This window comes from Flavobacterium denitrificans DSM 15936, assembly GCF_000425445.1.
In the GTDB taxonomy this organism is placed as follows: Bacteria; Bacteroidota; Bacteroidia; order Flavobacteriales; family Flavobacteriaceae; genus Flavobacterium; species Flavobacterium denitrificans.
Window position 1 is genome coordinate 271,566 of sequence record NZ_AUDL01000011.1, and the last position, 24,604, is coordinate 296,169.

The window sequence follows — 24,604 nt, forward strand, 5'->3', positions numbered from 1 at the left end:
ACTAAAAAAAATTAAAGAAAGAAACTAGTTTCTCACACATAGTCCCGATAGCTATCGGGATGCATTAATGCAAGTGAAACGCCTCTTTAGACAAAGAGAGACTATGTTTCTATGTGTTTAAAAAAATAGCAGTAAAAATATTTTTAAAATTATGAGCATAAAATCAGCAATTGTAACCGGAGGAAATTCGGGATTAGGTTTTGCAACGGCAAAAAAACTTTGTGACAACGGAATCACAACGCATATAATTGGAAGATCAAAAGATAAAACAGAAGAAGCTTGCAAAGAAATTGGAGAAAATGCGGTTCCAGTTATTTTTGATTTAAACGATTTGGCTGGAATTCCCGCTATGATTGAAAGCATTGCTAAAAATAATCCGATTGATATTTTGGTAAACAACGCCGGAATCAATCTGAAAAAAGAATTTTTAGATGTAACGGATGAAGATTTCTTTTCTATAATTCACACTAATCTTTTGAGTGTTTTTGCTGTGAGCAAAGCGGTTGTAAAAAACATGAAAGAAAACGGAGCGGGAAGCATTGTAAACATCAGTTCTATGGCTTCACAATACGGGATTCCGAAAGTAATCGCGTATTCCGCAAGTAAAGGTGCAATCGAATCGATGACGCGTGCCATGGCGGTAGAATTGGCGCCATTCGGAATTCGTGTAAACTGTGTCGCTCCTGGATTTATCAAAACAAAAATGTCGGCCAAAGCTCTAGACAGTGACCCAGAAAGAAAAAATAAAGTATTAGGAAGAACGCCAATGGGCTTTTTAGGCGAACCTTCAGACATTGCAGATGCCGTTTATTATTTCGCTTTAAACGAATCAAAATATACAACTGGAACTATTTTGCCTGTTGATGGCGGAAATAGCATTGGGTTTTAATAAGCGTTGAAAATTTCTCGCAAAGACGCAAAGGCGCAAAGTTTATTTAAAAAGCTTAAAAAACAACTTTGCGACTCTGCGACTTTGCGAGATTAAAAAACAAAGAATAGATAAAAAACTTTGCGCCTTTGCGCCTTAGCGGCATAAAAAAAGAAGTATGATAAAAATGCAACAAACCATGCGTTGGTTTGGACCTCAAGACAACGTAAAATTAATTGATATCAAACAAGCTGGAGCGACTGGAATTGTTACGGCTTTACATCATATTCCCGTTGGTGAAATTTGGACAATCGACGAGATTAAAGAAAGACAACAAATAGTAAAAAATGCAGGTTTAGAATGGACAGTTGTAGAAAGTCTTCCGGTTCATGAAGAAATCAAACGTGCATCTGGAAATTATCTGCAATACATTGAAAATTATAAAATAAGTTTAAAGAATCTGGCAGATTGCGGCATAAAAATCATTACCTATAATTTTATGCCAATTCTGGATTGGGTAAGAACGAATCACAATTTCATAAACGAAGATGGAAGCAAAGCTTTGTTATACAATCAAGATGCATTTACTTATTTTGATGTTTTTCTTTTAAAAAGACCAAATTCAGAAAATGATTATTCCGATGCTGAAAAAGAAAAAGCCTTGCAGTTTGGAAATCAATTGACTGAAGATGAAAAAGCCTTGTTGTTTAAAAATGTTTTATTGGGATTGCCAGGAAGCAAAATCAATTTTACCGCAGAGCAGATTTTGTCGCTTTTGGATAATTATGCTGCTATCAATAATGAAAAATTAAGAGAAAATCTGATTTACTTTTTGTCAGAAGTAACGCCAATTGCAGAGCAAAACGGACAAAAATTAGCGATCCATCCAGACGATCCACCGTTTTCGGTTTTGGGTCTTCCAAGAATTGTTTCAACAGAAGCTGATTTGAAAGCGATTTTCACCGCCGTTCCTTCAACAGCAAACGGATTATGTTATTGTACAGGCTCGCTAAGTGCCGATCCAAAGAATAATTTGGAAAAAATAATTGACGATCACGAAAACCGAATTCATTTTTTGCATCTTCGAAATACCATCCGCGAAAGCGAAACCATTTTCAGGGAGTCAGAACATTTGAATGGTGATGCAAATATGGGTGCAATTGTAGAAAAATTGTTGTTGATAATGAATAAAACAAAAGTAAGTCTCCCAATGCGTCCCGATCATGGATATTTGCATGCAGTTGATGAAAAAACAGAAACATATCCTGGTTATTCATTGACAGGAAGATTGAAAGGTCTTGCGGAGTTAAGAGGTTTGGAAATGGGAATTGCTTATAAATTGAATTTATAATTAAAGTTTTCTAAATCTAATACACTGAGAATTTCTCGCAATCCCGATAGCTATCGGGATTGCGAGATTAAATAAAAAAGTTTGTGACTTTATGTGTTCAAAAATTAAAACTTGTTGTATCATTTTATCGCTTTTCCTAATTGGATTAAGCACAGAATCATATGCCATAAATTCAGATAAATATATAGTTAATCAAGCTTCTGCAGAAAGTTTTCCTTTGGTTTCAAAAGGAAAAACGGCTTCGATTTTGGTGAGTAATAAAGATTATGCAGGAGTTTTAAAAGTGGCAGGACATTTAGAAAATGACATTTTTAAAGTTTCAGATTTACATCCAAGAAGAATCAAAAAGATTTCAGAAGTTGAAGATTTCGTTATTATAATCGGAACTTTAGGGAAAAGTGAAATCATAGATCAATTAGCCCAAAAAGGAAAAATTGATAAAAATGAGCTTCAAGGAAAATGGGAAAAATTTACCACGCAGATTGTCGAAAATCCGTTTAAAGGAATCAAAAAAGCTTTGGTGATTGCAGGTTCAGATAAACGAGGAACGATTTACGGAATATATGATTTGTCAAGCCAGATTGGAATTTCACCTTGGTATTTCTGGGCTGATGTTCCTGTGAAAAAGCAATCCGAATTGCATGTTTTACCTGGAGTTCATACACAAGGAGAACCGAAAGTAAAATATCGAGGTATTTTTATTAATGATGAAGCACCAGCTTTGACAGGTTGGGCTTTTGAGAAATACGGCGGATTCAATTCGAAATTTTATGATACGGTTTTTGAATTGATTCTGCGAATGAAAGGCAATTACTTATGGCCAGCAATGTGGGGCAGAATGTTTTATGTTGAAGATCCGCAGAATGCAGTCTTGGCCGATGAATATGGAATCGTGATGGGAACTTCGCATCATGAACCGTTAACGCGAGCGCATGCTGAATGGGGAAAAGCTAACGGGAAATGGGATTTTAGTGCCAATTCGGAAGCGTTGATTAAGTTCTGGAAAGACGGAATTAGAAGAATGGGGAATAAGGAAACCCTTGTCACAATTGGAATGCGTGGCGACGGTGACGAACCAATGACAGAAGGAACTGCAATTGATTTATTAGAAAATATTGTCAAAACCCAGCGAAATATTATTCAGGAAGTAACGAAGAAACCAATTGAAGAAACACCACAAATGTGGGCGCTCTACAAAGAAGTTCAAGATTATTACGATAAAGGAATGAGAGTTCCAGACGATGTAACGCTTTTATTGTGCGATGATAACTGGGGAAATATCCGCAAATTGCCAGAACTGAATGCCAAACCAAGAAAAGGCGGTTACGGAATTTATTATCATTATGATTACGTTGGCGGTCCGCGAAATTACAAATGGATCAATACGAACCAAATTGAGCGAACTTGGGAGCAAATGGATTTGGCGTATCAATACGGAGTTGATAAAATCTGGATTGTAAATGTAGGAGATATAAAACCAATGGAATTTCCGATTGAGTTCTTTTTGGATATGGCTTGGAATCCTGAAAAGTTTAATGCTGGAAATTTGCAGGATTATTATGTGAATTGGGCAAAAGAGAATTTCGGAAATCAGTTTGCTGAAGAAATAGCCGAGATTTTAAAATTATATACCAAATACAACGCGCGAAGAAAACCAGAATTATTAGATGCTAAAACGTACAGCATAATCAATTACAATGAAGCTGATCGAGTTGTTGCTGATTATCAGAAACTAGTTGAAAAAGCCAATTCGATAAACGAAAAATTACAACCAGAATATAAAGACGCTTTTTATCAGCTGGTATTGTTTCCCGTTTTGGCAAGTTCGAATTTAAATGAACTGTATGTCGCAACCGCTAAAAATCATTTGTATGCAGAAAAGGAGAATGTTATTGCAAATGAGTATGCTGAAAAAGTAAAAGCGTTATTTGAAAAAGACAGCCAGATTACGAATTATTATCATACGAAATTAGCAAATGGTAAGTGGAATCATATGATGTTGCAAACGCATATTGGTTATGATAATTGGCAACAGCCGGATAAAAATGTGATTCCGAAAACGAAAATAGTTGAAGTTTCAAATAAAACTCCAACGAAAATTTCTATTGAGAATTCTCCAGAGAATGAAAAATCGATTGGTAAATATTCAGATGACGTTCGAGGTTTTGTTCAAAGTGAAGGTTACATTTCTATAGAAAGTAAAAATTATTCTAAAGCCATAAATTCAGGTTCTGTAAAATGGACTATAATTCCGAATCTCGGTAAAACAGATTCTGGAATAACCATAAAACCTTCGAATATTCAGCCGTTTGAAATTTCAGAACAATCGCCAAGATTAGAATACGATGTTCATTTTTTCAATAAAGGGAAGGTAAAGGTAAAAGCGTATTTTTCGCCAACAATCAATTTTAAAATGGGTGATGGATTAAAATATGGAATTGCTTTTGATAACAAGAAACCGCAAATCATGAATCTCAATGCAGATTCTTCGGAAAAAGCTTGGGCAGAATCGGTTGCAAACAATATTAAAATTATTACTTCAACGCATCAAATAGAAAATTCAGGAAATCATGTTTTAAAAATTTATGCGGTTGATTCGGCCGTAGTGCTTCAGAAAATTGTAATCGAAACGGAAGAAGGAAAAGTTTTGGAGTCGTATTTAGGACCTCCAGAGAGTTTTAGGAAGGAATAATTATTATACATTCAGAAAAAACTATTAACTATTAAAACCACAAAATATGAAATTTATTAAACCTTACTTGTTTGCCGTCACAACGCTGTTAGTTGTGAGTTGTACAGGACAGAAAAAAAACGTCTCATTAAAAGATGCTTATAAAGATGATTTCTATATCGGAACGGCTTTAAGCGCCGGCCAAATCGAAGTCAAAAGCGCTAAAGAAGATTCGTTGATTCGTAAAGAATTCAATGCTATTACGGCTGAGAACATTATGAAATCGATGTACATTCATCCGCAAAAAGACAAATATGATTTTGCTTTAGCAGATAAATTTGTGGCGTATGGCGAAAAGAATAAAATGTTTGTTCACGGACATACTTTGATTTGGCACAGTCAATTAGCGCCTTGGATGGAGAAAATTGCTGATAGTACAGAAATGAAAGCTTTTATGGCAGATCATATCAATACAATCGTCTCGAAATACAAAGGAAAAATTGGTTCTTGGGATGTTGTAAACGAAGCCTTAAATGAGGATGGAACTTTGCGACAATCGGTTTTTTTGAAAACACTTGGAGAAAAATATCTTATTGATGCATTCAAATTAGCTGCAAAAGCAGATCCAAAAGCAGAGTTGTATTACAACGATTATAATATCGAAGAGCCAGCAAAAAGAGCCGGAGCAATTGCATTAATCAAAAAAATAAAAGCGGCAGGCGGAAAAGTAGATGGGGTTGGAATTCAAGGACATTGGAGATTAAATAGTCCATCTTTAGAAGAAATTGAACAAAGTATTCTGGAGTATTCGGCTTTAGGAATTAAAGTAGCGTTTACTGAATTGGATATTACTGTGTTGCCAAACCCGTGGGACCTAAAAGGAGCTGACATCAATCAGAAATTTGAAGGAAACGAAAAAATGAATCCGTACCCAAAAGCGTTGCCAGATTCTATTCAAAACAAGCTTGCAGAACGTTATGAAGGTATCTTTAAATTATTTTTGAAACACAAAGACAAAATCAGCAGAGTGACTTTTTGGGGTGTTCATGACGGACAATCGTGGTTAAATGATTGGCCAATAAAAGGAAGAACAAATTATCCGCTGCCATTTGATGCCGATTTAAAACACAAAAGAGCGTACAATAGCATTCTGCGACTTAAAGCGAAAAAAGAATAAAAATACTGCGAATTCTATTTATTGAGAATGCTAACCATCTGTTTTTGTGAAAATAATGCAATAACGCGTAGTAAATTTGCATGGTATATTTTTTTTGCTAATTTTACACAACCGATTGCTTAAGTGAAAAGCTTTTGAAATCAGTATAAGAGCTAACTGAAATAATCAATTTTTGGATAAGAATTGATTATAAAATTAACCAAAATAACCACGACCAATAATGAATTTTAATTCCCAAAAACTATCCATAAAAGAAAAAATTGGATACAGCTTAGGCGATTTGGCCGCTAATTTAGTCTTTCAAACTTTGATGACGTATCTGGCCTATTTTTACACCGATATTTACGGATTATCGCCTGCGCATTCTTCTATTATAATGTTGGTTGTCGGTTTGATTGCCGCATTCGTTTTTAACCCAATTATTGGTGTATTGGCAGATCGAACAAGTACCAAATGGGGGAAATTCAGGCCTTGGATTTTGTGGACAGCCGTTCCATTGGGGGTAATTGCATTATTAGCATTTACGACTCCTAATTTTTCTTACCAAGGTAAAGTAATTTATGCTGTGGTAACCTATACTTTGTTGCTTCTTTTTTATGCGAGCAATAATTTGCCTTATTCAGCTTTAAGTGGGGTAATTACTGGTGATATGGGCGAACGCAACAGTTTGTCGTCGTACCGATTTGTGGCTGTAATGTTTGCGCAGTTTTTTGTTCAAGTTTTTATGTTGGCTATTATCAAAAGTGCAGGAAATGGAGATAAAGCTGTTGGCATCGAAAAAGTAATGACTGTTTTGGCGATTATCGGAACTATAATGTTGCTGATTACTTTTTTTACTACAAAAGAGCGCATCGTTCCAAAACCTGAACAAAAATCAAGTGTCAAGGAAGATCTCTCCGATTTGATGAAAAACAGGCCTTGGTTGATTATGTTGGCCTTGACCACTTTGGTTTTCATTACTTTGGCGATGAAAGGTGGCGCTTATGTTTATTATTTTGAAAATTATGTAGATAAAGACCAGTTGGCAATTACTGTTCAGCCTATTTTGGATACACTGTCAACTATTGGTTTGAACCAATTTGGAAATGATCCTGTAGCTGCAGGATTCGGATTGTTTAATGCCGGGGGGATTATTTTCATGATCGTTGGCATTACCTTATCGAAAAGATTAGCAGATAAATATGGGAAACGTAACATATTTGGTTCCTTTTTATTCCTATCGACTTTATTCATTTTGGTCTTTTATTTCTTTTCATCTAAATCGGTTAGTTTGATTTTCATTTCTCAAATCTTGCACGGATTTTTCTACGGAATCACAATCCCGATTCTTTGGGCAATGATTGCCGATGTGGCTGATTATTCAGAATGGATGAATAACCGTCGTGCAACCGCAATTATTTTTTCTGCTATGATGGTCGGGTTAAAAGCGGGTTTGAGTATCGGTGGTGCTTTAACAACTTCGTTACTAGCACATTTTAATTATGTGCCAAATGCGGAAGCTCAAACAGATATCGCTATTAATGGAATAAAATTATTAGTCAGTGTTTTTCCTGCTATACCTTTTCTAATTGGTGTTGGATTATTGTTTTTCTACAAAATTGATAAGAAAATGGAAGTACAGATTGAATCTGACTTAAAAGAGAGAAGAGTTTAATGTATTTTAAAAATTATAAAAAAAGAGAACATGCCTGAAGATAGTATTGAAAACATAGACTTTGTGGAGTTGAATAAACGCGCAATTTCAAACCCTTTAGTAAATCATATTTATACTGCCGATCCATCGGCGCACGTTTTTAACGGCAAAATATATATTTATCCTTCGCATGATGTTGATGCAGGGATTCCATTTAATGATAATGGCGATCATTTCGGAATGGAAGATTACCATGTGATTTCAATGGAAAATGTTAATGCAGAAGCTGTAGATCATGGAGTTGCATTGCATGTTGATGAGGTGCCTTGGGCTGTAAGGCAAATGTGGGCGCCCGATGCGGCTTGCAAAAACGGAAAATATTTTTTGTATTTTCCAGCAAAGCGCGAAGATGGAATTTTCCAAATTGGTGTAGCCACAAGCGATTCGCCAACCGGACCTTTTCATCCAGAAGAAAACGCAATAAAAGGAAGCTACAGTATTGATCCGGCCGTTTTTGAAGACAATGATGGCAAGTATTATATTTATTTTGGTGGAATCTGGGGTGGTCAGCTTCAAAAATACCGAAACAATATTTACGATAAATCGAATGAAGAGCCTTTAGCGAATGAAGAAGCTTTAGGGCCAATTGTAGCTTTGCTTTCTGATGATATGAAAGAATTTGCTGAAGATCCAAAAGAGATTAAAATTTTGGATGAAAACGGAAAATCTTTATTAGCAGGAGACAATGATCGCCGCTTTTTTGAAGCTTCGTGGATTCACAAATACAACGGGAAATATTATTTCTCGTATTCAACTGGTGACACGCATTTTATATGTTATGCAATAGGCGATAATCCATATGGGCCGTTTGTTTATAAAGGACGTATTTTGAATCCTGTTGTAGGTTGGACTTCACATCATTCGATTTGTGAAATTGAAAATGAATGGTATTTGTTTTACCACGACTCGAGTTTGTCAAAAGGAGTGACGCATTTGAGATCTATAAAAGTGACTAAAATCGAATACAACGAAGATGGTTCGATTGTTACGATTGATCCTTACGAGAAAGAAGATTAAAATAATTTTGCGCAATGATTGATTTAAAAACAGCAGGTTTAAAAATAACAGTACTAACCTTTTCTATGGTTAGTGTAATGGCATGTAAAAAAAATTTCCAGAAGCCACAACCGGTTGCTTTTTCAAATGTTGCAGTTTTTGATTGGTTTGATTACCGAGGAAATGACGATGCGTATCAAAATTTATCCAAATCGGACGCTGATTATTTAAATCCAATTTTGGCTGGTTTTAATCCTGATCCCACGATTTGCAGGGTTGAAGATAAATTTTACCTAGTCAATTCTTCTTTTTGTTATTTTCCTGGATTACCAATTTTTGAAAGTTCCGATTTAGTCCATTGGAAACAAATCGGAAATATTATCAATCGTGCAGAACAAGCAGATTTTGGCAATTCGCGTTTGTCAGGCGGAATTTATGCGCCGACGATTCGTTATTATAAAGGAACATTTTATGTGATTTGTACCAATGTAAGCGGTGTCGGTAATTTTATTGTGACGGCAAAAAATCCTGCTGGACCTTGGTCAAATCCGATTGCGCTTCCTGAGGTTAACGGAATCGATCCTGACATCTTTTTTGATGAGGACGGAAAAGTTTATATTACGCATAACGGTCCTCCGCCCAATAATGTTTCGGTTCATGATGGCCATCGCGCTATTTATATGCTGGAATACGATTTGGAAAAACAAAAAACCACAACAGCTCCCAAATTGGTTATTAACGGCGGAACCGATATGTCTATACAACCCGTTTGGATTGAAGGTCCGCATGTTGTTAAACGAAACGGATTTTATTATTTAATCTGCGCTCAAGGGGGAACAGGTTTCAACCATTCAGAAGTTGTTTTTAGAAGTAAAAATATTTACGGGCCTTATGAAAGTTATGCTCAGAATCCGATTTTGACGCAGAAACATTTAGATCCGAATCGTAAAAATCAAGTTTCTACAGCCGGTCATGCTGATTTTGTAGAATTACCAAACGGCGATTGGTGGTCAGTATTTTTAGGATGCAGACCTTACGGACCAGATTTATACAATTTAGGCAGAGAAACATTTATGATGCCCGTGGAATGGAAAAACGATTGGCCTGAAATTGTTGGTGGAAACGAACCGATTCCGTTGATCCATAAACGTCCGAATTTGCCACTTTCGAAAGAAAAAACAGAACCATTAAATGGAAATTTTGTTTCAAAAGATAATTTCGATTCGAATGTATTGGATTTTAAATGGAGTTTTATCAGAACGCCAAAAGAAAAATGGTATGAACTGATTAACGGAAAATTATTAGTCAAACCGAGAAAAGAATCGATTCATACCGAAACTAATTTTTCTTTTATAGGAAGAAGACAACAGCATTTAAAATTTGAAGCTTCGGTAAAGTTTGAGTTTAATCCTGAAAATAATTTGACTGTTGCTGGTTTGACTGCTTTTCAAAATGAAAAACATTATTTGCTGATTGGGAAGCGCTTGAATGCTGATAACAAACTAGAAGTTTTTGTTGAAAGAACAGCCAGTAAAATCAATAATGGGAAATCTGAGATTCTTTCAAAAAAAGAACTTTTAGATGCTGATAAAGAATTGTTTGTAAAGATTGAAGGAAATGGAAGAAATTATAGTTTTTATTTTAAAACGGCTCAGAATTCAGATTGGGTTTTATTAATAAAAGATGTAGATGGATCAATTTTGAGTACAAAAGAAGCGGGCGGTTTTGTTGGGACGTATTTGGCGATGTACACGTCGAGTAAGCATTTTGAGAGATAGATTTTTAAATTTTTTGCGTAAAGTCCCGTAGAGACGAAATATTTATAGAATTTTTAGAATGTTCGATTGAAGAAGCCCCATCGGGGCGATATATAATTGGTGAGAACTGTGTCGCTCCGCTGGAGCTTTTAATCTGTGGTTATTCGATTTACTATAAATAGTACGCTCTTCCAGAGCTAAAAAAAAATAACATAATTAATGTAAAAAATAATTTTTTATAAAAGATTTTTATCTACTTTAGCATAACAGAACGGAACAGAACGGTATGCCAAAAGAAGAAGAAAAATTTGAGTTTATAATGAATCACGAAAGTGATATTCCGAAATACCAACAATTAGTTGACGGGATTACAAATGCTATTGCGGAGAATATTTTGCAAAAGGGAGATTTGCTTCCGTCTGTGAATGTGATTTGCAAAACGCATCAGCTTTCGAGAGACACGGTTTTTAAGGCGTATTCGATTTTGAAGGATCAAAAAGTAATAGATTCTGTGCCAAATAAAGGGTATTATGTAGCTGGTGAAACGAGAAAAGTGCTTTTGGTTTTAGATACATTTAAAGCTTATAAAGAGGTTTTGTACCATTCAGTTGTGAATAATTTGCCTGATAATGTGATTATTGATGTGCAGTTTCACCATTATAATATTGATGTTTTTAAAACGATCATTAATAACGGAATTGGAAAGTATTACAAATATGTGGTGATGAATTTTGACCACAAAGAGATTCCGCCAGCATTATCAGCAATTTCAAAAGAAAAATTGCTTTTGATTGACTGGAATATCAGAGCCGATAAAGCGAGTAATTATGTTTTTCAGGATTTCGGGAAAGCGTTTTATGATGCTTTAAAAGAAGCGGTTGATTTGTTTAAAAAGTATAAAAAAATAGATTTTGTATATCCGGATTTTACGAATCATCCGTGGGAAACGGTAGAATTTTTCAAGAAATTTTGTGCTGATTTCGGTTTTCAATACGACATTATCACAGATCCGAAAAAGTTTAATATCGAGAAAGGAATTGCTTATATCAGTGTAAGCGACAGGATTTTGGGATACTTTTTAGAGCAATGCAAAGAGAAGGATTTTGAACCCGGAAAAGACGTTGGTTTGCTTTCGTACAACGAAACGCCAATGAAGAAATTTATTTACAAAGGAATTTCAGTTGTTTCGACTGATTTTAATGAATTAGGAACCAAAGCAGCGGCATTTATTACGCATGACGAAGAAACGAAATGTTATGTGCCGACTAAATTAATAATAAGAGAATCATTGTAAGTTATGTATTATATCGGTTATGATATTGGAAGTTCTTCTGTCAAGGCAGCCTTAGTAGAAGCAGAAACAGGCAAAAAAATCATTGTGCTGAATGAGCCTCAAAATGAAATGGAAATCCTTTCGGTTCACCCAGATTGGGCAGAACAGGATCCAGAAATTTGGTGGCAATACATTTGTACAGCAACAAAAAGAGCAATAAAAGAAGCTAATATTGATGCTTCTAAAATTCAGGGAATTGGTATTTCGTACCAAATGCATGGATTGGTGATTGTAGATGAGGCAGGAAAAGCGCTTCGAAATTCAATTATTTGGTGTGACAGTCGTGCGGTTGAAATTGGGAACAAGGCTTTCGCCGAAATTGGAGAAGAAAAATGCATGTCGCATTTATTGAATTCGCCTGGAAATTTCACAGCTTCTAAACTGAAATGGGTTAAAGAAAACGAACCAGAAGTTTACAATAAAATCTCTAAATATATGCTTCCGGGAGATTATATCGCTTTGAAATTAACAGGCGAAGTAACGACAACCAAAAATGGTTTGTCTGAAGGAATGCTTTGGGATTATAAAGAAAATAAAGTAGCCGACTGGCTTTTGGATTATTACGGAATCGATCAATCGTTGACACCAAAAATTGTAGAGAATTTTACAAATCAGGGCGTTGTGACTAAAAATGCTGCTGCAGAATCTGGTCTTCCTGCGGGAATTCCGATTGTGTATAGAGCAGGAGATCAGCCGAATAATGCTTTGTCATTAAATGTGCTTCGTCCTGGAGAAGTAGCGGCAACAGGCGGTACATCGGGCGTTTTTTATGCAGTTACAGAAACTAATTCAGGAAAAAGTACTCGTGTAAACAACTTCGTTCATGTAAATTATACAGAAACAAACCCCAGAGTTGGGAAATTACTGAATATAAACGGAGCGGGAATTCAATACCGATGGATGCGAAACAATATCGGAAATGAATCCTATGAAGATATGAATGAAAAAGCATCTCAGATAAATGTAGGCTCACAAGGATTGGTTGTCATTCCGTTTGGAAATGGCGCTGAAAGAATGTTCAACAATAAAAACATTGGATCGCATATTTTAAATCTGAATTTTAATATTCATACCAACGCACATTTATTTAGAGCATCTTTGGAAGCAATTGCATTTTCTTTTGTTTATGGAATGGAATGCCTGAAAGATGATAATGCAACAATTAATGTAATCAGAGCTGGAAATGATAATTTATTCCGTTCTGAAATTTTCTCTAATACCGTTGCAACATTAATTGGTCACGAAATAGAAATCTATAATACAACCGGAGCAGTAGGAGCGGCAAGAGCAGTAGGCTTGACAGATGGTGATTTTGAAAAATTTGGTTCAGGAATTACTACCAACGATCACGTAATGACCTTTTTGCCTCTAAAAAATAAAGAGGAATATGAAACGGCTTATAAAAAATGGAAACAAGAATTAGAATTAATATTAACAACTAAATAAAAGGTAAAATGATAGTTTTAGGAGATAAAGAATACTATAAAGGTATTGGCCAAATTAAGTTTGAAGGAAAAGAATCTGACAATCCTTTGGCGTTTAAATATTACAATCCAGACCAAGTTGTAGCTGGAAAAACAATGCGTGAGCACTTTAAATTTGCTATCGCTTACTGGCATACTTTCTGCGGACAAGGTAGCGATCCATTCGGGCCTGGAACACAGCAATTTGCTTGGGATGCATCATCAGATCCGTATCAAGCGGCTAAAGATAAAGCAGATGCTGCTTTTGAATTCATCAGTAAAATGGGATTCGATTATTTCTGTTTCCACGATTACGATTTGATTAACGAAGGGCCAACTTTTGCAGAATCAGAAAAACGTTTGGCTTTCATCACTGAATATTTAAAACAGAAAAAAGCAGAATCTGGAATTAAATTGCTTTGGGGAACTTCAAACTGTTTCTCAAACCCAAGATTCATGAACGGAGCGGCTACAAATCCTGATTTTAATGTAGTAGCTAGAGCTGGGGGACAAGTAAAATTGGCTTTGGACGCAACAATCGCTTTAGGCGGAGAAAACTACGTATTCTGGGGTGGTAGAGAAGGTTATATGTCTTTGCTAAACACAGATATGGGAAGAGAATTAGATCACATGGCGCAATTCTTGACAATGTCTAGAGATTATGCAAGAGCGCAAGGTTTTAAAGGAACTTTCTTCATTGAGCCAAAACCAATGGAGCCATCAAAACACCAATACGATTTTGACTCTGCAACTGCAATTGGATTCTTGAAAGAATACGGTTTAGATAAAGATTTCAAAATCAATATTGAGGTAAACCATGCGACATTGGCACAGCATACTTTCCAACACGAATTAGAAGTTGCTGCAAAAGCAGGAATGTTAGGAAGTATCGACGCAAACAGAGGTGATTACCAAAACGGATGGGATACAGATCAGTTTCCAAATAACATTCAGGAAACAACAGAAGCGATGTTGGTTTTCTTAAAAGCTGGTGGATTGCAAGGTGGTGGAGTTAACTTTGATGCTAAAATCAGAAGAAATTCTACAGACTTAGAAGATGTTTTCTTAGCGCACATCGGTGGAGCTGATACTTTTGCAAGAGCTTTACTGACAGCTGATAAAATCATTTCTTCTTCTCCATACGAGAAATTAAGAAAAGAAAGATACAGTTCATTCGATTCTGGAAAAGGTAAAGATTTTGCTGATGGAAAATTAGGCTTAAAAGATCTTTACACTATCGCTCACGAAAATGGAGAATTGAATCTTCAAAGTGGTAAACAAGAATTGTTTGAAAACATTATCAATCAATATATTTAATTGATTAAAGTGCTGTAAAAGAGCATTGAATAAGAAAAATAATTTCCGGTTTTGAAGGAGTTTTTAAAACCGGAATCAAGATTGTTTTTTGTAGTTTTTCTTCTCTGGTGCATATTTGAAGGTTAGTTGATGCGCCAGAGAAAACTTTATTAATTAGTGATTATGGCCGTTGGAGGGTTGAGACGCTGACGGCCATATATTAATCTTAGATTCAAAATGATAGCTTTCTGCTGTCTTTCAAAAGCAATATTCTTTTTGCTTTTTTTTCAAATTAAAATATAAAACCATTTTTCTATATTGAAGATTCCTGGCGTGAATTGAAAATATGGAATTTCTTAATGAACTCTATTAACTTAAAACCAAAACAAATGAAATTTTTTATTGACACAGCAAATTTAAATGACATAAAAGAAGCGCAAGCTTTAGGTGTTTTAGATGGCGTAACTACAAATCCATCTTTAATGGCAAAAGAAGGAATTACAGGCAAAGCCAATATTTTAAAGCACTATTTGGACATTTGCAATATTGTAGATGGCGATGTTTCTGCTGAAGTAATTTCAACAGATTTTGACGGAATGATCAGAGAAGGCGAAGAACTTGCTGCTTTGCATCCGCAAATTGTGGTCAAATTACCAATGATTGCTGACGGAATTAAAGCCTGTAAATATTTTTCGGATAAAGGAATCAGAACAAATGTGACTCTTGTTTTTTCAGCAGGTCAAGCGCTTCTTGCCGCAAAAGCTGGTGCGACTTATGTTTCTCCATTTTTAGGAAGATTAGATGATATTTCAACTGATGGAATGCATCTTATTGCTGAAATCAGAGAGATTTATGATAATTATGCTTTCAATACACAAATCCTTTCGGCTTCTGTACGTCATACCATGCATGTAATCAATTGTGCCAAAGTAGGTTCTGATGTAATGACTGGGCCATTGTCAGCAATTAAAGGTTTGTTGAAACATCCGCTTACTGATATTGGTTTAAACCAATTTGTTGAAGATGCTAAAAAGATGAACTTATAAGGTCTTAGAAATCTATCAATTGCAAAATGGAAAAGCTAGAGGTAATTACAATTAAAAATAATGAAGCACTGGAAATGACAATTTCTAATTTTGGCGCTACCGTTATTGGGTTGAAAGTTAAAAATTCAATAGGCGAAATTTTTGATGTTGCGGCAGGTTTGAAAGAAGCTTCAAATTATCTTGAATCTCCATATTCTAATGTAAAACTGTTTTTAGGAAACAGTATTGGAAGATATGCAGGAAGAATTTCGAAAGGTGAATTTATGATTGATGATTCGGTTTACAAAATTGAGCATCAAGATGGAGTTCATTTGCACGGAGGTGAAAATGGTTTTTTTAACAGATTTTGGTCGGTTAAAGAGGTGAAAGAGAATAGTGCAGTTTTGACTTACCATAGCAAAAATCTTGAAGAGGGTTATCCGGGGAATTTAAATGTTGAAGCCATTTTTGAATTGACACCTAAAAATGAAGTGAAAATATCATATAAAGCCACAACAGATCAAGCTACTCCTGTAAATTTGACCAGTCATATTTATTTGAATTTGAATGGAAAAGGCTCAATTTTAGATCATGAACTGCAAATCAATAGCGATTTTTATTTAGATGTTGATTCACAATTGCTTCCAACGGGAAAATTGAATAAATCAGAAGGAACTTCTTTTGATCGAAATAAAAAAGCTAAAATAAAAAGAGAAGATTTTAAAGGTTTCGATGATACTTTTGTTTTTAATGATAAACAGTTAAAAGCTTCTTTGTCTTCTGCTGAAAGTGGTATTAATATGGATATTTATTCTAATCAGCCAGCAATGGTGGTTTATACTCCAGAAAAATTTCCAAATTTGCCTTTTTCAAATGATAATCAATTTGGAACTTTCCCTGCAATTTGTTTTGAACCTCAAAATTTTCCCGATGCTCCAAATAAAAAATATTTTCCCAATTCAATTTTGAAGCCTGGCGAAACTTATCTAAATGAAATGATTTTTGCTTTTACTTTTGGATAAATTCATTTTTTATCAATTTTAAACTTCTTTTGTGAAAAAAGGAGTTTTTTTTTATTCTTTATGCAAACGATTGTGTTGAAAATGTTTTCTTTTTAAAGCAAAAGATAAATTGGAAGCGGTTTTGTTTTGAATTTTTTCCAAATGAATATTTTCTTAATGTTTTGTGTTTTTTATTGGCTGAAACATAATTTGTTTTACGTAATAAAAAAATCCTATAATATGCTTTATTGTTGGGTTTTAGGGAATTGTTAGTCATTTTTTAAAAACTATAAATTTCATCTACTCGGGTTTGTTTAAAAAGCCAATTTGTTACGAATTACTTATTTTTTTGGCTGAAAAATTATTCAGCTACTATTTTTTATAACCTATTTTTTTCGACTAAATAAAAAAATATTAAACAACCGGTTGTGTGATTTGAAATTTTATATATATTTGTTAAACAAATGCAAAAATATTTGTTTTGGTCTTGCAAAAGCAGATGATTTTGCTTCATGAATTTCAACTAACTAAACTATTATATTAACTATCTAACTTAATTTTTATGACTGACTTTTTTACAATGAAAAGCAAATCAAAGCTCCTGAAATGTTTGGGGTTTTTATCCCTGATGTTTCTGTTTTCTGTGGGTGCAGTAGCACAGAATACAGTAACAGGAGTTGTTTCTGATGCAACTGGGCCAATTCCAGGAGCAAATGTGACTGTTAAAGGCACTAAAACTAGTGTTGCGACAGGTTTTGACGGAAATTATACTATTAATGTTCCAGCTAATGGAGTTTTAGTATTTAGTTTTTTAGGATTAAAAGACAAAGAAATTCCTGTTGCAGGAAAAACTAAGATAAATGCAGTTTTAGAAGAAAACTTAAATAATCTGCAAGAAGTAATTGTTGTTGGATATGGTACACAGCGTAAAGAAGCGGTAACAGGTTCTGTAGCATCAATTACAGGTGAAGATTTAAGGGAAATTCCAGCAGCAAATATTACACAAGCGCTTCAAGGAAGAATCGCTGGTGTCGACATGACACAGACATCTTCCAAACCTGGATCGACTATGCAAATCAGGATTCGTGGTACGCGTTCCTTAAATGCGAGTAACGATCCTCTTGTAGTTCTTGATGGAATTCCGTTTGCAGGTTCTTTAGCAGATATTAATCCAGCTGATATTAAAAGTGTCGATATTTTGAAAGACGCTTCGTCAACTGCGATTTATGGTTCTCGCGGTGCAAATGGAGTTATTTTAGTCACAACGAATAAAGGAAAAAAAGGACAAAAAGCAAGATTTACCTTTGATAATTATTATGGCTTAAAAAGCGTTTTTGCTAAATACCCAATGATGGACGGACCTGAATATGTAAAACTTCGCCAGACTGCGGGAATCTATACAAATGGTATTGACGAAGCAAATGATGTCAACACCGATTGGCAGGATTTGTTTTATGGAACGGGAATGGTAACTACAAATGATTTTGGTATTTCAGGCGGAACAGAAAATGGGTCTTATAATTTTGGATTAGGACATTATAAAGATGAAGCCGTTCTTCCAGGTCAGGACTATGAGCGTATTTCTTTGAGAGCGTCTGTGGATCAAGAAGTTGGGAAATCTTTCCGTTTCGGAATCACATCAAATAATAATTATTCGATTACAAACGGAAGTAATTTATCATTGTATGGCGTTTTAAATAGTACACCAATCGCAAATCCGTATAATCCTGATGGATCACTTAAAAGAATTATTCAAATGCCTTTAGACCAGCAATGGGTTTACACAAGAGAAAGTGTAGAGGATTTAGGTGATAAATGGATCAATCAAACAAGAGCTTTTGGATCTTACAACAACATATTTGGAGAAGTTAAGATTCCGGGTGTAGAAGGTTTGAAATATCGCCTAAACGTAGGTCTTAATTTCCGTATGACAGATATTGGAAGTTATACTGGAGAGGGTGTTTTCAGCACGACCCCAACGACACCTTCAACAGCTAATATTAGCCATTCGCTTACTACAAACTGGGTGCTCGAAAACTTGTTGACGTACGATCGTACTTTTGCACAAAAGCATAAAATTAATGTTGTTGGATTATATTCGTCAGAACAAACTTCTTTCAATAGTTCTTCAGTTTCAGCAAAAGGAATCCCTTCAGATGCTTTTCAATTTTACAATTTAGGAAATGCGACAGGCGAAATCACAATTAATCCAAATGATCAAAACTATTATAAAAGCGGTTTGATTTCTTGGATGGGACGTGCAATGTATTCTTACGATAATCGTTATATGTTGACAGCAACAGTACGTTCTGATGCTTCTTCAAGATTGGCAGAAGGACATAAGTGGCATACTTATCCTGCGATTTCTGTTGGTTGGAACATCAAAGGCGAGTCGTTCATGAAAAATGTAGATTTCATTGATGCATTAAAACTTCGTGTTGGATATGGAGAAACTTCTAATCAGTCTATCAATCCATACGCAACGCTTGGGCGTTTGAGCACAAGACCTTACAATTTCGGAACAGATTATGCAGTAGGATATTATGTGTCTGAGTTGCCAAACTCAAATTTAGGTTGGGAATATTCGACAACTTGGAATTACGGACTAGATTTTACAATTCTTAAAAACCGCTTATCTGCAACAGCAGAATATTATGTGACAGATACAAAAGATATTCTTTTAGGAGTAAATCTTCCAAGCACTTCTGGTGTAAGCAGCTATACAGGAAATATCGGGCAGTCTCAAAATAAAGGTATTGAGTTTTCATTAAATGGAGTAATTCTTGACAATGTAGGAGGTTGGACTTGGGAAGCAGGAGCCAACTTCTATTCAAATAAAAATGAATTGGTTGCATTGGCTTCAGGCCAACAAAGAGATGAAGCGAACTGGTGGTTTGTTGGTAAACCAATCAATGTAATTTATGATTATGAAAAAATCGGACTTTGGCAACAAGGCGATGCCAACTTAACGAAATATGAGCCAGGAGGAAATCCGGGAATGATCAAAGTAAAATACACAGGAACTTTTAATGCAGATGGAACTCCGACAAGACAAATTGGTCCAGACGATAGACAAATTTTAAAAGTAGATCCAAAGTTTCAAGGTGGATTCAATACGCGCGTTGCCTACAAAAATTTTGATTTGACTGCAGTAGGAGCTTTCCAAAGTGGTGGAATTTTAATCAGTACGCTATATTCTTCTTCAGGATATCTTAATATGTTAAGCGGCCGTCGTGGAAACGTGGATGTAGATTATTGGACACCAGAAAATACAGGTGCTAAATACCCAAAACCAGGTGGGCTTTCAGATGGAGATAATCCAAAATATGGTTCAACTTTAGGATATTTTGATGCTTCGTATTTAAAAATTCGTACTATTTCATTAGGTTATAATTTCAAAAACAAATTTTTGGAAGAAACAGGTTTAGATAAATTTAGAATTTATTGTACTGTACAAAATCCATTCGTTATGTTCTCGCCATATCATAAAGAGTCGGGTATGGATCCAGAAACAAATTCTTATGGTGATGAAAACGCAGCAGTAACAACTGCTTACAAAAGACGTTTGCTTACCCTTGGAACTAATACTCCAGCTACACGAAACTTCTTGATTGGATTTAACTTAACATTTTAAAAAAAAAAGAAAACGATGAAACGTATACAAATAAGAACTTTTATAACAGCACTATTTTTGATGCTGTTTCTAGGGTCATGCAGTGAAATTTTGGATGAAAAGCCACGAAGTATTTATGAGCCTGGTTTTTTTAAGACAGAAAAAGGTGTTTTTGGAGGATTGACTTCAATGTATGCACACTTGCGTTATATTTATGGTCCGGCTTATTATTACAACACATTAGTAACCGGAACTGATGAAGCGACTTATGCACAAAGTGCTGACAACAATTTTAAGGACATGGATCTTTCAGGTGTTGGTTCAATAACAGCTACAAGCAGCCGTTCTGACGGATTGTGGGGTACTGCATTTCCAAATATAAATACAGCGAGCGGTATCATTGAAAATGCAGCGGAAGTTGGAACTATTTCAAATGCATTAATTGCCGAAGCTAGATTTTTCCGCGCTTTTGATTATTTTCTTTTGGTTCAGACTTTTGGAGGCGTGCCATTAGATTTAGGTGCAGGAGAGTTGAAATTTAATACAAATCCAGTGAGAACTTCTAAACGCAACACGGTGACTGAAGTTTATACCAAAGCGATTTTCCCTGATTTATTGATTGCAGTAAATGATTTGCCAGTTGCAGGAAGAGTAAAAGGTGGAGTAACTAAAACGGTTGCTAGATTGTATTTAGCAAAAGCATATATAACCTATGCTTGGTGGCTTCAAAATCCAAATAATGTTCCAACTTATCCTGAAACAAATAGAACAGATCCTGACGGACACGACGCAAGCTGGTATTTTCAACAAGCTTATAATATAGCTGCGGACGGAATTGAAAATCCAGGATCGTTTAGTTTGCAAAACACATATTATGATGTGAATTTAGGAACGAATGACAGAAACAGTGAAATATTATTATATGCAGACCATACAGAGTCAAGCGAATTTTATAATGCAAGTAGTTTGACTTATTCAAATGGTGCAGCACCAGAAAACTTTGCAGGCTGGATGATGACATGGAATTATACGAACATCAGAAGTTCTGGAGTAAGTTCTGTACAACGTGAAGCTGTTCAATCTTTAGGACGTCCTTGGACACGTATGTGCCCTACAATCAATGTAATTAAAAACACTTTTGCTGATAAAACAAATGATTCTCGTTACGACGGAACTTTTACAACAGTATATAGAGGAAATTGGAACAAGGCAGGAAATACTTCTGCAACTTTAAATAATGCAAACGGATTGCCTGTAAGTCCAGGTGGGGCTATTTTATCATTTTTAACTCAAGATAATCCAGCTGTGGTTTATGCTGCATCAACAGGAAATATTGGTGCTGGCTTATTGCCAGGAAGAGCAGATTATGTTATTAATCCGAGCGGTATCAGCAGAATTGTTTATCCAGGACTTTGGAAATTGGGTGTTTATCGTACAGATAACGGAACAGGTTTAGGACAGCCAAACGCAGCTAGCACACGTCCTTTTAATATTGCAAAATTCTCTGAACTTTACTTTATTGCCGCTGAAGCTGCTGTAAAAGGCGCATCTCCAAGAGCTGGAAAAAGTGCTCGCGAATTAATAAACGTTATTCGCGCACGAGCAGGAAAATGGAGATGGGATAATGCTGGAAATACGGCAAAAGTGGCTGATAATAGTGCCGCTTTGACTGCAGCTACTCCAGCTGTGATCGATATCAATTATATTTTGGCAGAACGTTCTCGTGAATATTATGCAGAAGGATATCGCTGGTTTGATTTAGTTCGTACTCAAAAATGGGAAGAACTTGCTGGTTCATACCAAATTTGTGGTAATACATATGGCGATCATACACCTGTAACCGTTACAAGAACTATTGACAAGCATCATTATTTACGTCCAATTCCACAAGGGCAATTAGACGCTATGGTAATGACAGCAGCAGAAAAAGCAACATATCAAAATCCAGGTTACTAAGAAATAAAATCCTAATAACCGAAATCAAATTGATAAAACAATTAAAGCTGCCAATTAGGTTGGATAAAGTTGTAAGTAAGTGTTTATTTAAGAATTGGTTAGAACTGCATATAAAGTTGTTTTATAGAAAAGCCGAGAGTTGAGCCCTCTCGGCTTTTTGGCTTCAAATGTTCGAAGAGAATAATTATAGATTGCTGTTATTAATTTTAAAACATAGAAACATTCCTGATAGCTTCGGGATAGCATCCTTAAAAAAGGCGTTTCACTTACATTAACAAACATAGACTATGTGTTAGAAACTTGTTTCTTTCAGCTACCTTTTCCTAAAAAAAAAATCTATGTTTCTATGTGCTAGAATATTTTTTCGAATTACAGCAACGGGTTAACTATCTTTAAAAAAGATTTCAGTCCCGAAGTTTCGGGATTAGCAAAAAAATAAAATTTTGAAAATGAAAAAAACACTAATTTTTATCAGTGCGCTTATTTGCTCCACTCTTTATTCTCAAATAAAACTTCCGAGATTGATTAGTGACGGAATGGTTTTACAGCGCGATATCCCGGTGAAAATTTGGGGTTGGGCAACGCCAAATGAAAAGATTGAGGTTGATTTCAACAAAAAAAAGTTTCAAACGACAACTTCACAAAACGGAAACTGGGAAATTACATTGCCTTCACAAAAAGCAGGCGGGCCTTTTGAAATGACTTTGTCAGCGAGCAATACAATTGTTTTGAAAAATATTTTGTTTGGCGATGTTTGGCTTTGTTCTGGTCAATCTAATATGGAATTGCCTATGGAGCGTGTAAAAGATAAATACAGCGACATTATAGCAAAGGCAAATAATTCGGAAATCAGACAATTTCTAGTGCCTGATCAATATGATTTTGCAAAAGAAAATACAGATTTGTCGTCTGGCGAATGGAAAGAGGTAAATCCGTCCAATATTTTGAGTTTCTCTGCCGTAGCATATTTTTTTGCAAGCGAAATTTATGCAAAATATAAAGTTCCAATTGGATTGATCAATAGTGCTTTGGGCGGTTCTCCGGCAGAATCATGGCTTAGCGCTGATGCTGTGAAGCAATTTCCTGAATATGACACTGAGTATCAAAAATTCAAAGATGGAACTTTAGGCGCGCAGATTGAAGCTAATGACAAAAAAGTCAGCACCGATTGGTATTCCGAAGTAAATCGTCAAGATGAAGGTCTGAAAAAGCATTGGTCAAAAGCAGATTTAGATGATGTTGATTGGCCAGAAATGAATATTCCGGGATATTGGGGAGATTATGCTTTAGAGAAAACTAATGGCGCTGTTTGGTTTAGAAAAGAAGTTGATTTGCCGAATCTAAAAGCAACTTCGGCAAAATTGATTTTAGGCCGAATTGTAGATGCTGATTCGGTTTATGTAAACGGGAATTTTGTTGGGACAACTTCTTATTTATACCCGCCAAGAAAATATGCTTTTGATCCAAAGTTTTTAAAAGAAGGAAAAAATGAAATTGCCATTCGTGTAATTAATAATTCGGGAAAAGGTGGTTTTGTTGAAGACAAACCCTATCAGCTTATTTTAGATAAAGATTCTATCGATTTAAAAGGAGCTTGGAAATACAGGTTAGGTGTGAAAATGAATCCTCTTCCATCGCCAACTTTTATTAGATGGAAGCCTGTTGGATTATACAATTCGATGATTGCTCCTTTAAAGAATTACGCAATAAAAGGCGTGCTTTGGTACCAAGGCGAATCGAGCACCAAAAAACCTCAGGAATATGGAGCGTTGATGCAAACTTTAATTACAAGCTGGAGATCAGAGTGGAAGCAAGGGGATTTTCCGTTTTTGTTTGTACAGCTGACGAATTTTATGGTGCCAAAAACGGAACCTGCTGAAAGCAATTGGGCCGCTTTAAGGCAACAACAAAAAAATACTTTAGCAGTTCCAAATACAGGAATGGCGGTCACAATTGATTTGGGAGAATGGAATGATATTCATCCTCTCAATAAGTATGATGTTGGAAAAAGATTAGCATTGCAAGCTGAAAAGATTGCGTATGGAGAAAAAAATATTGTTTCATCTGGACCGCTTTTCAAATCGATGGAACGAAAAGGAAATCAGCTACTGTTGTCTTTTACAGATACGGGAAGCGGTTTGATGACTAAAAATAATATTGGCTTAAAGGGATTTGAAATTGCAGGAGATGATGGGAAATTTGTTTGGGCAAGCGCTATTTTTGAAGGAAATAAAATCAAGGTTTGGAATGAAAACATTTTAAAACCTCAAAAAGTTCGTTATGCTTGGGCAGATAATCCTGTAGAGGCAAATCTATATAATAAGGAAAATTTGCCTGCTTCGCCTTTTGAAGCAAAATTGAGTAAATAAAAATTTAAGATTTAAAGAAAAAAAACAGGATTTCA

15 protein-coding genes are annotated in these 24,604 nt (G+C 35.3%); all 15 read left to right on the forward strand.

Features of this window, described 5'->3' with window-relative positions; genetic code table 11:
- Positions 1-151 precede the first annotated feature (151 nt).
- The 15 genes from H600_RS0107240 to H600_RS0107315 all read left to right on the forward strand — a co-directional run bounded on the left by H600_RS0107240 (position 152) and on the right by H600_RS0107315 (position 24,569).
- The gene (locus tag H600_RS0107240; RefSeq protein ID WP_026728154.1) at positions 152-889 is read left to right on the forward strand and encodes an SDR family NAD(P)-dependent oxidoreductase; all 738 of its coding nucleotides are present in this window, start codon (positions 152-154) and stop codon (positions 887-889) included.
- Positions 890-1,055: 166 nt separating this feature from the next.
- Entirely contained in the window at positions 1,056-2,219 is a 1,164-nt protein-coding gene (gene uxuA / locus H600_RS0107245; RefSeq protein ID WP_157509885.1) for a mannonate dehydratase, read from the forward strand.
- A 91-nt stretch (positions 2,220-2,310) separates the two neighbouring features.
- Entirely contained in the window at positions 2,311-4,911 is a 2,601-nt protein-coding gene (locus tag H600_RS0107250; protein ID WP_051234389.1) for a glycosyl hydrolase 115 family protein, read from the forward strand.
- Between the two features lie 46 nt (positions 4,912-4,957).
- Positions 4,958-6,067 carry an endo-1,4-beta-xylanase gene (locus H600_RS0107255; protein ID WP_026728157.1) on the forward strand — a complete coding sequence of 370 codons (1,110 nt, stop codon included), beginning with the start codon at positions 4,958-4,960 and terminating at the stop codon, positions 6,065-6,067.
- 220 nt (positions 6,068-6,287) lie between these two features.
- Complete coding sequence (locus H600_RS0107260; protein WP_026728158.1) at positions 6,288-7,721, forward strand: MFS transporter; 1,434 nt, start codon at positions 6,288-6,290, stop codon at positions 7,719-7,721.
- A gap of 30 nt (positions 7,722-7,751) precedes the next feature.
- A complete protein-coding gene (locus H600_RS0107265) occupies positions 7,752-8,777 on the forward strand; it encodes a glycoside hydrolase family 43 protein (RefSeq protein ID WP_026728159.1) in 1,026 nt (341 codons plus the stop codon).
- A gap of 14 nt (positions 8,778-8,791) precedes the next feature.
- Complete coding sequence (locus tag H600_RS21950; protein WP_051234390.1) at positions 8,792-10,534, forward strand: glycoside hydrolase family 43 protein; 1,743 nt, start codon at positions 8,792-8,794, stop codon at positions 10,532-10,534.
- A 265-nt stretch (positions 10,535-10,799) separates the two neighbouring features.
- Positions 10,800-11,807 carry a GntR family transcriptional regulator gene (locus H600_RS0107275; protein ID WP_026728160.1) on the forward strand — a complete coding sequence of 336 codons (1,008 nt, stop codon included), beginning with the start codon at positions 10,800-10,802 and terminating at the stop codon, positions 11,805-11,807.
- Positions 11,808-11,810: 3 nt separating this feature from the next.
- The gene (locus H600_RS0107280) at positions 11,811-13,292 is read left to right on the forward strand and encodes a xylulokinase (protein ID WP_026728161.1); all 1,482 of its coding nucleotides are present in this window, start codon (positions 11,811-11,813) and stop codon (positions 13,290-13,292) included.
- A gap of 8 nt (positions 13,293-13,300) precedes the next feature.
- Complete coding sequence (gene xylA, locus H600_RS0107285) at positions 13,301-14,626, forward strand: xylose isomerase (protein ID WP_026728162.1); 1,326 nt, start codon at positions 13,301-13,303, stop codon at positions 14,624-14,626.
- A 368-nt stretch (positions 14,627-14,994) separates the two neighbouring features.
- Positions 14,995-15,651 (forward strand): fructose-6-phosphate aldolase, encoded by a 657-nt coding sequence (gene fsa, locus H600_RS0107295; RefSeq protein ID WP_026728163.1) that lies wholly within the window; start codon positions 14,995-14,997, stop codon positions 15,649-15,651.
- A 26-nt stretch (positions 15,652-15,677) separates the two neighbouring features.
- Positions 15,678-16,652 (forward strand): aldose epimerase family protein, encoded by a 975-nt coding sequence (locus H600_RS0107300; RefSeq protein WP_026728164.1) that lies wholly within the window; start codon positions 15,678-15,680, stop codon positions 16,650-16,652.
- Positions 16,653-17,193: 541 nt separating this feature from the next.
- On the forward strand, positions 17,194-20,265 hold the full coding sequence (locus tag H600_RS0107305) for a SusC/RagA family TonB-linked outer membrane protein (protein ID WP_026728165.1): 3,072 nt from the start codon (positions 17,194-17,196) through the stop codon (positions 20,263-20,265).
- A 15-nt stretch (positions 20,266-20,280) separates the two neighbouring features.
- Positions 20,281-22,200: a RagB/SusD family nutrient uptake outer membrane protein gene (locus H600_RS0107310; protein WP_026728166.1), complete on the forward strand. Its 1,920-nt coding sequence runs from the start codon at positions 20,281-20,283 to the stop codon at positions 22,198-22,200.
- Positions 22,201-22,649: 449 nt separating this feature from the next.
- Positions 22,650-24,569: a sialate O-acetylesterase gene (locus H600_RS0107315; RefSeq protein ID WP_026728167.1), complete on the forward strand. Its 1,920-nt coding sequence runs from the start codon at positions 22,650-22,652 to the stop codon at positions 24,567-24,569.
- The last annotated feature ends 35 nt before the right edge of the window (positions 24,570-24,604 follow it).

What these genes read in the sequence shown, in the direction of transcription:
- uxuA (WP_157509885.1), top strand. Translation starts at nt 1,056, where the DNA reads ATGCAACAAACCATGCGTTGGTTTGGACCTCAAGACAACGTAAAATTA.
- H600_RS0107310 (WP_026728166.1), top strand. Translation starts at nt 20,281, where the DNA reads ATGAAACGTATACAAATAAGAACTTTTATAACAGCACTATTTTTGATG.
- H600_RS0107315 (WP_026728167.1), top strand. Translation starts at nt 22,650, where the DNA reads ATGAAAAAAACACTAATTTTTATCAGTGCGCTTATTTGCTCCACTCTT.
- H600_RS0107305 (WP_026728165.1), top strand. Translation starts at nt 17,194, where the DNA reads ATGACTGACTTTTTTACAATGAAAAGCAAATCAAAGCTCCTGAAATGT.
- H600_RS21950 (WP_051234390.1), top strand. Translation starts at nt 8,792, where the DNA reads ATGATTGATTTAAAAACAGCAGGTTTAAAAATAACAGTACTAACCTTT.
- H600_RS0107300 (WP_026728164.1), top strand. Translation starts at nt 15,678, where the DNA reads ATGGAAAAGCTAGAGGTAATTACAATTAAAAATAATGAAGCACTGGAA.
- H600_RS0107280 (WP_026728161.1), top strand. Translation starts at nt 11,811, where the DNA reads ATGTATTATATCGGTTATGATATTGGAAGTTCTTCTGTCAAGGCAGCC.
- fsa (WP_026728163.1), top strand. Translation starts at nt 14,995, where the DNA reads ATGAAATTTTTTATTGACACAGCAAATTTAAATGACATAAAAGAAGCG.
- xylA (WP_026728162.1), top strand. Translation starts at nt 13,301, where the DNA reads ATGATAGTTTTAGGAGATAAAGAATACTATAAAGGTATTGGCCAAATT.
- H600_RS0107260 (WP_026728158.1), top strand. Translation starts at nt 6,288, where the DNA reads ATGAATTTTAATTCCCAAAAACTATCCATAAAAGAAAAAATTGGATAC.
- H600_RS0107240 (WP_026728154.1), top strand. Translation starts at nt 152, where the DNA reads ATGAGCATAAAATCAGCAATTGTAACCGGAGGAAATTCGGGATTAGGT.
- H600_RS0107265 (WP_026728159.1), top strand. Translation starts at nt 7,752, where the DNA reads ATGCCTGAAGATAGTATTGAAAACATAGACTTTGTGGAGTTGAATAAA.
- H600_RS0107275 (WP_026728160.1), top strand. Translation starts at nt 10,800, where the DNA reads ATGCCAAAAGAAGAAGAAAAATTTGAGTTTATAATGAATCACGAAAGT.
- H600_RS0107250 (WP_051234389.1), top strand. Translation starts at nt 2,311, where the DNA reads ATGTGTTCAAAAATTAAAACTTGTTGTATCATTTTATCGCTTTTCCTA.
- H600_RS0107255 (WP_026728157.1), top strand. Translation starts at nt 4,958, where the DNA reads ATGAAATTTATTAAACCTTACTTGTTTGCCGTCACAACGCTGTTAGTT.